The organism is Rhodococcus sp. USK10 (genome assembly GCF_019378875.1).
GTDB classification, from domain to species: Bacteria; Actinomycetota; Actinomycetes; order Mycobacteriales; family Mycobacteriaceae; genus Rhodococcus_F; species Rhodococcus_F pseudokoreensis.
In genome coordinates this window covers 1,073,145-1,084,735 of the sequence record NZ_CP076047.1, presented here as the reverse complement: position 1 = coordinate 1,084,735, position 11,591 = coordinate 1,073,145, and the positions used below count along the sequence as shown (strand labels likewise).

Below are 11,591 nucleotides of genomic sequence, written 5' to 3'. Positions count from 1 at the left end.
CTGCACCACATCGCATGACCGACGCAGCGCAGGGACGCGCCGGTCGATGCCTGACTTCCTGTGGCCGCCAAGACGGATTCATCTCGTCCCGTCGACAGTTCCTGACAATCCGCCTCGTGGCGGATCGGGTCGTCGGAGCGCCCCCTGCCGGGTCGGCCGTGGGGTGGAGTGAGGACGCACGGCCCGGCCGGGCTCAGGCACGAATGAAAGGACGCCATGCTCTCGACACGGTTCACCGAGGAGTTCGGGATCGAGCACCCATCGTGTGCGGTGGAATGACCGCCGTCGGCACCGCCGACCTGATCGCGGCGGTGGCCAACGCGGGAGCCCTCGGGTTCCTCACGGCGCCGACCCAACCGACTCCCGAGGCGCTGGCCAAGGAGATCGCGCGCTGCCGAACCATGACCGACCGCCCGTTCGGCGTCAACCTCACGATCCTCCCGACGCTCACGATCCTCCCGACGCTCACCCCCGTGCCCTACGACGAGTACCGCGAGCTGATCGCCGGCCCGTCCTTCGAGACCATGTAACTGATCACGAGTTCGCGGGGACGTAGGTCGTCTTTATTCTCGGGTTCGACCCCGAGCATCAGGTGCCCCCACACCGCTTTGTCCCAGGTGATCATCTCTGCGTCGACGGCCTTCTGCAGAAGCCAATGTCCGGCGAGATAGTAGCCGTCGCCGACTTGGCTGGGGGTGAGTCGGTCGAGTCGGTCGGTGTGCAGTGTCAGCAATACCATTGCGGTCCTTTCAGAGTGGATTTCGGTCGAGGACGTCGTGGCCCGGCTCGCCGGAGCCCACAGGGCGTCATCGACCTTCCGCCGGAGTCGGTCTGCCGTTTCGGCCCACTCGAGAGTCGATCCCGGATTTGTGCCAGTTCTCCGTGCACTTCGAGTGCCGTCAGTGATTCGGTGCCACGACGAAGGCGCCGACTCCTTGGCGGGCTTCGAGCAGTCCTTCCTCGGCGACACACTGCTGCGCGGCGCGCACGGTATTCAGGCTGCGGATCCCGTACTCCTCTTGCAGTTCGCTGATACCACTACGGTCCTCGCCACGATGGACAGCGCAACAAAGTCCTGACCGCCCGCTGAAATGGCACCGGCATTGGGGCGCGACGAGCGCACGCACGTAATACTGCAACGACAGTTTGTGATGTCGATGTTTGGAGTGGCTGGCGCGCGCTCCGGCCTGGCTGGCGCGGCGCCAGTTCGATCGGTGCCAGACATGCACGAGGGCGTGTTCGACCGGAGGGGCGACACGGCCCAAACAATCGTCGGATCTCGTTGACTGTCAGAGGTATTAGATCTCGGGCGCCGACTGGAGATCCCCCTTTTGAGCGCCGCGGCGCAGGATCGTCAGGAAGGCAGCCGCAGTCATCGACAAAAGTGATGTGCCGGTACCAGGCCGAGTACGCACGCACCTGGAGTGGTCGAGTCCGGTCTCGTTCTTGGTGGTTCGGAAGCACTCCTTGATCGCCCAGAACGCGGTGAACCCCGCTGACCACTCCAGCACCTCTGACTGCCCATTGGATCAATTACCACAACGGTCTCGATCGCAAACTGTCGTTGCAGTACCAAAGACCGAGCCGCCGCACCCGTTCCCGTCGTCGTTCTCGGCGGACCATGACCCGTTGCTCCAGCACGGCAGCACCGCCACCGCGTCGCGGCCGTGGCGACGATGGGCCCCTCAACAGGTACCTACGTAGGTATATACCCGCGTGTGCCGCAGCAGGCCCAGCGGGCATGCTCGAGCCCAGTACGCAATGTGGTTTTGCACACTTTTACGCCCGTCAGATAGAAGCAGCACACCAATGCCGCTGTGGCAGCTGTTCACCCCGTAGAACGCCTACACCGTTGAAGGAACCATTTGAATTATTGGCCCGCAGCCGGAGTCGGCCGTCGAGGCCGCGCTGGTTCGAGGAGAACCGGAGCTCGTCGAACAGCGCCGAAGAACTGATCGTGGCGCCTGCCTGAACAGGCAATCCACAAGACACCTACTGGAATGGAGAAGCCGATGCGTGAAGATATCGAGTTCGACGCTGAGGGAGTGACGCTGCGCGGCTGGTTCTACAAACCTGACGACGCGTCCGGTGAGCTGCCGTGCATCATCTTGACGCACGGGTTTTCGTGTACCAAGGAGATGGGTCTCGAACCCTTCGCCGAGGTGTTTACCGCCGCGGGGTTCGCTTGCGTGGTCTACGACCACCGGGGGTTCGGTGCCTCGGACACGGCGCCGGGCAAGCCCCGGCAGGAGATCGACCCGTGGGACCAGATCCACGACTGCCAGCACGCGATCACCTACGCGCAGGGCCGGCCCGAGGTCGACGCCTCGCGGATCGGGGTGTGGGGTTCGAGCTACTCGGGCGGGAACGCGTTCGTGGTCGCGGCGATCGATCGCCGCGTGAAGGCCGTGTGCGGTCAGGTGCCTGGTGTCTCGATGCGGCGCGCATTCGAGGCGGGTGTGCCCGAGGAGTTCTGGCAGGCGGCATGGGACGGGCAGGCCGCCGATCGGCTTGCGCGAGCCCGAGGAGAGGCACCGGCGATGATTCCGGTGGTCACCGCGGACCCGACGCAGCCGGCAGCCCTGCCGACGCCCGATGCCTACGAGTTCTTCTCGGCTTACGAGGGGACCGCGTGGCGCAACGAGGTGACGATGCGCTCGTTGGAACTGAATTACGAGCCGGGCCAGTTTCTCAAGTTCGTCGCTCCTACCCCGCTGCTGATGGTGGTTGCCGAGGACGACAACGTTGTGACGCCGGCGGAGTGGGCCAAGGAGGCGTTCGAGACCGCGGCAGAACCCAAACGTCTCGTCTCGATCCCCGGCGGCCACTTCGACGCATACACCGGTCACCCCTTCGAGCTCTCCTCGGGCGCGGCACGCGACTGGTTTCTCGAGCACCTGGCGCAGAAGGTCGCCCCGGCATCGGTCTGACATCCGGGGTCTACCCCGCTGCGGTCCTGGCAATAAGCGGGTACGGAGCGGGACTACGGCTGGGAAATGATCATCAGCGAGTTGCCGGCCGATCCGGAAGATCAACGGGTTCTCCCCGCCGCCGTTCCGCTCGTCGCGGAGGTGCTGTGGCGGTAGGAAACAACCCAAGCGCCGCGACGGCAACTACATCGGTGCATGAGGCCCTCGACAAGATGCCCCGCTTCTTGCGATCTCGCGGTGATTGCAGTCCGCATCCCGAATCAACACGCCTCGTCCAATCCGGGCGTGGTCATCGAAAGTGTGAGCACTCGGCTCACGACGAAAAAGGAGAAATAGTCATGCCGTTCTGGAGAATCCACCACCCTGTTGGGGCCTACACCGACCAGGACAAGGAGGACTTCGCGAAGGCCATCACAGCTCGCTACGCGGCAGAAATGCCGGCCTTCTACTGCGACGTGTTCTTCTACGAGGTGGAGAAAAGGAACGCGTTCAGGGGTGGCGAGGCCGTCGACAACTTTGTTCGCCTCCAGGTGGAACACATCGCACGAGCGATAGACGGCAAGGTGATGCAGGAGTTCATCATGGACATGCTGACCGAGACCATCCGGCCTTGGCTCGACGGCCGGGGACACGATTGGGAAATGAGCATCGGGGAGATGCCGGCCGAGCTGTGGAGGGTCGACGGGCTCACCCCGCCGCCGTTCCGCTCACCGGCGGAGAAGCGGTGGATGAAGGACAACAAATCATCCCCGTACGACTGGACCGAAACGGTCGGTCTTAACGCGGATGGCCAGATCGTGGGGTTGGTCGATCCCAGGGGCTGAATACCTAGCGACCCACAGTCTGACCAACGCTCCGTGATCCCGGCCCGGGTCTCTGTGCCCCCACCGACCCGGGCCGTCGGCCCGTTCGAGCAACTGCAGAAGGCGAGAACCGATGCCTTACGTGCCCCTCAACCCGGCCACCGGTAGGCAACTGCTCACGTTCGAGACCACCAAGGATCCCGACCTGGCCGTAAGTCTGGTGCGCTTGCGTGGTCGTGGTCGTGGCCGATGTTCGAGTGTGAGGCGAAAGTTGGACCGATCAACATTTTCCGGCTCCGCGCATGCTCGTCACGGGCGGCTCATCGGACATCGAGTGGTCGGTAGCCCGGATGCTTGCGTTGCCGGGTCAGCTGTCGGCATCTTCGGTCGAAATTCGACACGCTCAGCAAGGCCGTCGAGGAACTCGGCGGATCTGGTGAGGGCCCGTGTTCTCGGCAGTAGCCGACGTGGCAGACGAATGACACTATTGGCTTTTAAAATGGTAGGGATCGCTCTCTACGGTAGCGGGCGATCACATGGAGAGGCAGAAATCACAATGCACGCACTCGAAGTCGCCAACGATCCCGGCGAGGCGTTTACTCGCGCACTACACGCTGCGACCCTGTGCGAGGCGTTCCAGATCACCGCGGCCGCGCGGGCCGACCAAGTCGCTCTGCGCACTGTCGACGGAGGCGTCTCACTGACGTTCGCCGCACTCTCGGAGAGAGTCCGACGCCTGACGGCCGGCTTGGCGGCGCTGGGTGTTCGGCGCGGCGACACCGTCGGCATCATGCTCACGAATCGGCCGGAGTTTCACATCGTCGACCTGGCCGCCATGCACCTCGGTGCCCTGCCGTTCTCGATCTACAACACGTCCGCACACAATCAGATCGAATATCTGTTCGGTGATGCCGGAAACCGGATCGTGATCACCGAGCGAGCGTTCGTCGACCGCCTCGTGGCCGTGCGCGATGGCGGCACCCCGCTCGACCTGATCGTCGTGGTCGACGGCGCACTGGAGGGGACGCTCAGCCTCGAGGACGTGGAAGCAGCGGGCGACCCGGACTTCGATTTCGACGCAACGTGGTCGGCGGTCGCTCCTGATGACCTCCTGACACTCATCTACACCTCAGGCACCACAGGCCCACCCAAGGGTGTAGAACTCACTCACCACAACCTGATGAGTCAAGTTCGCGCGCTCCAACAGGCAATGCCCACCACACCGGGCGGCCGCTTCGTCTCCTTCCTTCCCTCCGCGCACATCGGTGATCGGTGGGGTGCGCACTATTGCGCTCTGATGATCTGGGGATTCACGGTCACGCCACATCCGGTCGGCGGCGAGATACTGGACGTCGTGGAGCAAGTGCGTCCGACGGTGTTCCAGCCGGTGCCCCGTATCTGGGAGAAGGCCAAGGCCAAAGTGGAGGCTCAGCTCGAGGCCGACCCCAACTGGGCACGGCGCGCACTGCTGCGCTGGGCCATCGACATCGGGATCAAGAAGGCACAGGCCGCACGCGACAACCGTTCTCTCGGCAAGATCTTCGACATTCAGGCATCGGTCGCGGCCGCGCTCATCGGCGACAGGTTTCGTCGAATGCTGGGCTTGGAGAAAATAGACTGGGTCCTCTCTGGATCGGCCCCGACTCCCCGCGACGTGTTCGCGTTCTTCTCGGCAATCGGTATTCCCATCTGCGAAGTGTGGGGCATGAGCGAAACGTCCCTTGCCATCACCGTCAATCCGCGCGACGCCATCCGGGAGGGCACGGTGGGGCTACCCCTGCCCGGAATCGAGGTGAAAGTCGCCGAGGACGGGGAGCTGCTCGTCCGTGGGGCGACAGTCATGCGTGGCTACCGGAACAAGCCCGACCAGACCGCCGAGGCGATCGACAAAGACGGGTGGCTCCATACCGGTGACATCGGGACGGTCGACGAGGATGGCTACGTGCGGATCGTCGATCGCAAGAAGGAGATCATCATCAATGCGGCCGGTAAGAACATGTCCCCGGCGAATATCGAGTCACGGTTGCGGTCGAGCAGCCCGTTGATCGGGCAGGTCGCCTGTATCGGTGACGGACGGCTGTACAACGTCGCGTTGATTACCCTCGACCCCGACGCGGCTGCCGGGAGATCGGCAAGCGATCCCGCCGTTATCGCCGAGGTTGCAGCCGGGGTCGATCTTGCAAACTCTCAACTTTCCAGGGTGGAGCAGATCAAGAAGTTCAGGGTGGTCGAGGATTACTGGCTGCCCGGAAGTGACGTGCTCACACCCACGATGAAGATCAAACGCAGGAATGTCACGACAAGGTACGCCACTCAGATCGACGACCTCTACTCGACATAGACGTGCCCGGCACAGGGGGCGACGCTGAACGCACGAACACCCGTCGACGAACGAGTCGTGCCGGTGGTGACTTCCTGAGAAGGGCAGTTTCGTTCTGCCGTTCCACCTTCGGTGACTCTTCACCATTCTGCCCGACGGGCACTGTGACGCAACATCACGAAAGCGGTGTGTGCTCAGGCCCCCGCGATATGCGAAAGTCCTGGGCCCCTTGCTTTTTGAGTGTGATAGAGATTACTCTCTCCATAACGTTGGCCGGCAAACCACGGCCACCCAAGGCAAACCAAACCCGAACCTCTGGAGGACACATGACCATCGACGCTCACCCCACTGCGGTCGCACCGCCAATTCGCGCGACGGTGTACGTCGGTAGGTGGCCCGAATTTCCCAGCCCGTTCCCGGGGCCGGAAACCGGTACCTTCCCGCCCTGCACGTCCACCATCGTGAGCGGTCCTACCGAAGTAGTACTCATCGATGCCCAATATCTCAAAGAGGACGTCCAGGACCTCGGCGATCTGATCGAGCGCACCGGGAAAACACTCACCACGATCTACGTCACCCATGCACATCCCGACCACTACCTCGGGATCGGCCCGCTGATGGAACGGTTCCCCGATGCGAAATGCATTGCGCTGCCACACATCGTGGAGGCCATGAAAGAGAACAACGAAGAGTACGCCGAACAGTTTGGACAGATGTTCGGCGACACGGTCGTGACAGGTAACGCTCTTCCCGACCCGTTCGACGGTGACACGTTCTTCGTCGACGGCTCGCCGCTGAAGATCATCGAGGTGGAACAAGCCGACATCAGCCCCACTACGATCGTGCACATACCGGCCATCGACGCTGTTGTGTCCGGCGACGCGATCTACAACGAGATCCACCCCATGCTCGGGTTGTCGACAGCCGACGAATGGCCGGACTGGCTCGGAACCGTCGACGTCGTGGAGAACCTGAAGCCGCGAATGATCGTCGCCGGACACCGTCGACCCGACGGCGACGATTACGCAGTAGACATGATGATTCAACAAACCCGTTCCTACATCAAAGAATTCGCGGCCGCGTACAACATAGCGAAGGATGCTCAAGACCTCATCGGCATCATGTCGGCGAAGTTCCCGCACCACGGCAACGTATGGACCCTGACGTTCTCGGCCTTCAGCGCGATAGAGATGCGAACCACGGCTGGCGCGACCTCCGGCCAATAGTCGCCCAGCTGACCCCTCGTCGACGCTCAAAGGTTCGAAACTCCTTCGAGGCGGACCGCGAGATCGGCAGCGTGAAGCCTGTCCGTGCGCTTGTCGTGGACGGCAGTGACGACCCGGACGGTGCGGCGCGGGTGCACACCGCGCCGTCCGGGGCCCCGACGCAGACGACCGGGGACTCCGCGCCGATGAGGAGTTCATTCTCCATCCATTCGCTCGCAACCGACGCATTCAACTACACAGTTCACAGCGAACCGGGAATCTACAAGTCCCTTGACGGACCAACGGTCCGAATTAACATCGAGGCGCCGTTCCGCCGGAACGGTCCCGGGTCCCGCCCCTTCCTCGTTCTCATCCCCGCAGCCGCCCGCCAGGTTCGGATCCCCTGATCGCCAGCGGCGGCTTCGCCACCGGCAGCGGCCTGGTCGCCGCCCTCGCCCTGGGCGCATCCGCAGTCAACATGGGCACCCGCTTCGTCGCCTCCACCGAAGCCCCCGTCCACCAAAACGTCAAAGACCAAATCGTCGCCAACGACGAACGCGCGACCCAACTGGTATTCCGCGAGTTCAACAACACCGCACGAGTGGCCCGCAACACGATCTCGGAGGAAATCGCCCGCCGCTCCGCACAACCCGGCGCCACCTTCGCCGACGTCGCCGACCTCGCCTCCGGAGCACGCGGACGCGACCGCGTCCTCACCCACGGCGACATGCACGACGGCATGTGGTGGGCCGGCCAAGCCCAGGGCCTGATCGACTCCGTGCAGAGCTGCCAGGAAATCGTCGACGGCATCATCGACGAGGCCGACCGCATCATCACCGGCCTCGGCCACACCATCCCGGCAGCCGCCCGTACCGCATCCCAGGCGGTCTGATCATGGACTTCCAGACAATCCGGCACGACGTCAACGACGGCATCCTGACGATCACCCTGAACCGACCCGAACACCTCAACGCCTTCACCGTCACCATGGCCGAGGAACTCGAGCACTCCTTCCGCGCCGTCAACGACGACGACTCCGTCCGCGCCGTCATCGTCACCGGAGCCGGTCGCGCGTTCTGCGCCGGCATGGACCTCAGTCGCGAGGGCAACGTGTTCGGCCTCGACGAGCAACGCACACCAGGCCTGAGTGACATGGCCGACCTCGACGATCCGGCCATCGCCGCGGTCCGCGACACCGGCGGACGCTGCACACTCGCCATCCACGACTGCCGCAAACCGGTCATCGCCGCCCTCAACGGCCCAGCCGTGGGCATCGGCGCCACGATGACACTGGCAATGGACCGCCGACTGATGTCCACCTCCGCCCGAATCGGACTCGTCTTCGGCCGCATCGGCATCGTGCCCGAGGCCTGCTCGACCTGGTATCTACCCCGACTCGTCGGCCCCTCCGCAGCGCTCGACCTGGTCCTGCGCGCCGACATCCTCGACGCCGAAACCGCACTGGCCGTCGGACTCGTCGACGAAATCCACCCCGGCGAGGACCTGCTCACCCAGGCCGCCGCAATCGCCGACGCCTGGACCCGGGACCGCTCCCCCGTCGCCGTGGCCCTGAGCCGACAAATGGTACGACGCAACGCCACCCTGACCCACCCCGACCAGGCCCACCGAATCGACTCACTCGCCATGTTCCGGACCAGCATCGGCGACGGCAAGGAAGGCGTCACCGCCTTCCTCGAGAAACGGAAACCCCACTTCCACGGACGCGCATCCGAGATGCCCAACTTCTACAACGACTGGATCGCCGACCAACCCTGACCCCTGACGCCTACGACACCGAACCGACGCCCACGCGGTGCCCACCCACCTGAGTCCCGCCAAGTCGCCACAGAACCCAGGCTCGAAGACCCGGTCGCACAACCCTGAGACCCACAACGCACGGCCCGATCCCAGGGTGGTGGCCGCGGACCGGGACTCGGACCCAGACCATGTCACGGGTCTCCAGATCTTCCCCGGGATGACTTACCCGGCGTACTCATCGGCGCTGGTGCGCATCTCACCGGCGACCGCGCGCTGACTCGGCGCGCTCAGGGGACCCTCCGTGGCGCACATCGGTGTGTAAGCAGAAGTGGGCACACTCGATGACAATCTAAGGACCGGCGTCCGAGATCGTCGAGAGGGTCGGCACCAACACCTGGTGGCGGGTTCATCGCCTGATAACTCATCGGATCCCGAATCCCGGCAGGCACCGAGGCGAAAGCTCCTCTTACCACTTGTACGGACCCGGCGTCGTTCTCCTCGCTTCAACGACAGGAGTGCGCTCGCGGTGCCGTCACCCCCTTCTTCACGGTATTGACGCGGTAGTGATCGCTCTCTATCGTAGCGGCCGTGGCACTAAGCGAGAGGCAGACATCACACATGCAGGCAACCAGCACCGCCGACACATCTCCCGGTGAGGCGTTCGAACGCGCGCTGCACGCGAACACCGTGTGCGAGGCGTTCCAGATCACCGCGGCCGCCCGCGCGGACCAGGTTGCCGTGCGCACCGCCGATGACAGTGTCTCGATGACGTTCGGCACACTCGCCGAGCGGGTGCGGCGGGTCGCGGCCGGTCTCGCGGCCCTCGGCCTCGAGCGCGGGGACACGGTGGGCATCATGCTCACCAACCGGCCCGAGTTCCACCTGGTGGACCTCGCCGCCATGCACCTGGGCGCCCTTGCCTTCTCGATCTACAACACCTCGGCGCACGATCAGATCGAATACCTCTTCGCCGACGCCGGTAACCGCATCGTGATCACCGAGCGTGCGTTCGTCGACCGGCTGACCGCCGTCCGCGACGGCGGCACCCCGATCGATCACCTCATCGTCGTCGACGGCGCACCGGACGGCACCCTGAGCCTCGAGGACGTGGAGGCGGGAGGCGACCCGCACTTCGACTTCGAGGCAGCGTGGTCGGCGGTCGGCCCCGACGAGCTCCTCACCCTGATCTACACCTCCGGCACCACGGGTCCACCCAAGGGAGTCGAACTCACCCACCACAACATGATGACCAAGATCCGCGCCCTACAGCAGATATTGCCGGTCACGCCGGGGGGCCGCACCATCTCGTTCCTGCCCGCCGCGCACATCGGCGACCGGTGGAGCGGACACTATTCGCCGCTGGCGGTGTGGGGCTTCACCGTCACCACCTGCGCGGACGCGCGCAAGGTGATGGAGATTGCGCAGCAGGTTCGCCCGACGGTGTTCCTGCCGGTGCCGCGGATGTGGGAGAAGGCGAAGGCGGCCCTGGAGGCGGAAATCGACGCCGACCCCAGCACTGCGCGCCGCACGCTGACGCGCTGGGCCATCGACACCGGGATCAAGAAAGCCCGCGCCGAGCAGGACGGCCGGTCCGTCGGTCCGATACTCGACCTGCAGGCGAAAATCGCCGACGCACTCGTCGGCTCGAAGATCCGCCGGAAGCTGGGGCTGGACCAGTCCGAATGGTTCCTGACCGGATCGGCGCCCACCCCGCGCCATGTGTTCGAATTCTTCGCGGCCGTCGGGATCCCGATCTGCGAGCTGTGGGCCATGAGCGAGACGTCATGCGTCATGACCGTCAACCCGAAGGACCGCAACCGGGTGGGCACGGTCGGAGTGCCGATCCCCGGGCTCGAGGTCAAGCTCGCCCCCGACGGAGAGCTGCTCGTACGCAGCCAGACCGTCATGCGGGGCTACCGCAACAAGCCCGAGCAGACCGCCGAGGCCATCGATTGCGAGGGGTGGCTGCACACCGGTGACATCGGGACGATCGACGACGACGGCTACGTGCGGCTGGTGGACCGCAAGAAGGACATCATCATCAACTCGGCCGGCAAGAACATGTCGCCCGCGAACATCGAGACCTGGCTGAGGACCTCGAGCCCCCTGATCGGCCAGGCTGCGTGCATCGGCGACGGCCGGCCGTACAACGTCGCGCTGATCGCGCTCGACCCCGACGGTGCCGCAGGGAAAGCGGCAGACGATCCCGCCACCATCGCCGAAATCGCGGCCGGCGTGGAGCACGCCAACAGCCACCTCTCCCGCGTCGAACAAATCAAAAAGTTCACGATCGTCGCCGAGCCGTGGCTACCAGGCAGCGACGAACTCACCCCCACCATGAAGATCAAACGCAGGAACGTCGTCACCAAGTACGCCACACAGATCGAGGAACTCTACGCGAAGTAACCATCGGACGAGCGCGGCGACAGCTCCCACAACCCCAACGGCGAAGCACGCGCCCACTGAAGCGTGGCATGCACCGGGACGCGGATCACTGACCCGGCGAAGCGCCCGTCCTCAACGGGCCGACGGGTCCACTGCTGATCGTCGAGCAGGTCTTGGAGATCAGCTTCTA

General features: G+C 64.4%; 8 protein-coding genes and 3 pseudogenes. 8 read left to right on the top strand and 3 right to left on the bottom strand.

The genetic code is table 11. The features are described from left to right. Positions 1-216 precede the first annotated feature (216 nt). Positions 217-503 (top strand): annotated as a pseudogene (locus tag I1A62_RS05585) (nitronate monooxygenase); the annotation flags it as partial. On the opposite strand, the gene I1A62_RS05580 reads toward I1A62_RS05585, so the two are convergent. The 3 genes and pseudogenes from I1A62_RS05580 to I1A62_RS05570 all read right to left on the bottom strand — a co-directional run. Beyond that, complete coding sequence (locus I1A62_RS05580; RefSeq protein ID WP_219454666.1) at positions 479-739, bottom strand: hypothetical protein; 261 nt, start codon at positions 737-739, stop codon at positions 479-481. The pseudogene I1A62_RS05585 and the gene I1A62_RS05580 overlap by 25 nt on opposite strands. Before the next feature lie 160 nt (positions 740-899). Then, complete coding sequence (locus I1A62_RS05575; RefSeq protein WP_219454664.1) at positions 900-1,229, bottom strand: GntR family transcriptional regulator; 330 nt, start codon at positions 1,227-1,229, stop codon at positions 900-902. A 69-nt stretch (positions 1,230-1,298) separates the two neighbouring features. Next, positions 1,299-1,478 (bottom strand): annotated as a pseudogene (locus tag I1A62_RS05570) (IS701 family transposase); the annotation flags it as partial. Positions 1,479-2,012: 534 nt separating this feature from the next. On the opposite strand from I1A62_RS05570, the gene I1A62_RS05565 reads away from it, so the two are divergent. From I1A62_RS05565 to I1A62_RS05535, 7 genes and pseudogenes are all read left to right on the top strand, one after another. After that, positions 2,013-2,930, top strand: coding sequence for an alpha/beta hydrolase (locus I1A62_RS05565; RefSeq protein ID WP_011595401.1), 918 nt, complete (start codon positions 2,013-2,015; stop codon positions 2,928-2,930). A gap of 338 nt (positions 2,931-3,268) precedes the next feature. Next, positions 3,269-3,754 carry a tautomerase family protein gene (locus I1A62_RS05560; protein WP_011595402.1) on the top strand — a complete coding sequence of 162 codons (486 nt, stop codon included), beginning with the start codon at positions 3,269-3,271 and terminating at the stop codon, positions 3,752-3,754. Between the two features lie 535 nt (positions 3,755-4,289). Then, positions 4,290-6,074, top strand: coding sequence for a long-chain fatty acid--CoA ligase (locus tag I1A62_RS05555; RefSeq protein ID WP_011595404.1), 1,785 nt, complete (start codon positions 4,290-4,292; stop codon positions 6,072-6,074). 305 nt (positions 6,075-6,379) lie between these two features. Continuing rightward, positions 6,380-7,279 carry an MBL fold metallo-hydrolase gene (locus I1A62_RS05550; protein WP_219454662.1) on the top strand — a complete coding sequence of 300 codons (900 nt, stop codon included), beginning with the start codon at positions 6,380-6,382 and terminating at the stop codon, positions 7,277-7,279. Between the two features lie 335 nt (positions 7,280-7,614). Further along, positions 7,615-8,150, top strand: a pseudogene (locus I1A62_RS05545) (NAD(P)H-dependent flavin oxidoreductase); the annotation flags it as partial. Positions 8,151-8,152: 2 nt separating this feature from the next. Then, positions 8,153-9,034, top strand: coding sequence for a crotonase/enoyl-CoA hydratase family protein (locus I1A62_RS05540; protein ID WP_219454660.1), 882 nt, complete (start codon positions 8,153-8,155; stop codon positions 9,032-9,034). A 600-nt stretch (positions 9,035-9,634) separates the two neighbouring features. Continuing rightward, positions 9,635-11,422 carry a long-chain fatty acid--CoA ligase gene (locus I1A62_RS05535; RefSeq protein ID WP_219454658.1) on the top strand — a complete coding sequence of 596 codons (1,788 nt, stop codon included), beginning with the start codon at positions 9,635-9,637 and terminating at the stop codon, positions 11,420-11,422. Positions 11,423-11,591: the final 169 nt, after the last annotated feature.

Excerpts from the sequence above, each read along its gene's own strand:
- I1A62_RS05580 (WP_219454666.1), bottom strand. The coding sequence starts at position 739 with ATGGTATTGCTGACACTGCACACCGACCGACTCGACCGACTCACCCCC.
- I1A62_RS05565 (WP_011595401.1), top strand. The coding sequence starts at position 2,013 with ATGCGTGAAGATATCGAGTTCGACGCTGAGGGAGTGACGCTGCGCGGC.
- I1A62_RS05560 (WP_011595402.1), top strand. The coding sequence starts at position 3,269 with ATGCCGTTCTGGAGAATCCACCACCCTGTTGGGGCCTACACCGACCAG.
- I1A62_RS05555 (WP_011595404.1), top strand. The coding sequence starts at position 4,290 with ATGCACGCACTCGAAGTCGCCAACGATCCCGGCGAGGCGTTTACTCGC.
- I1A62_RS05550 (WP_219454662.1), top strand. The coding sequence starts at position 6,380 with ATGACCATCGACGCTCACCCCACTGCGGTCGCACCGCCAATTCGCGCG.
- I1A62_RS05540 (WP_219454660.1), top strand. The coding sequence starts at position 8,153 with ATGGACTTCCAGACAATCCGGCACGACGTCAACGACGGCATCCTGACG.
- I1A62_RS05535 (WP_219454658.1), top strand. The coding sequence starts at position 9,635 with ATGCAGGCAACCAGCACCGCCGACACATCTCCCGGTGAGGCGTTCGAA.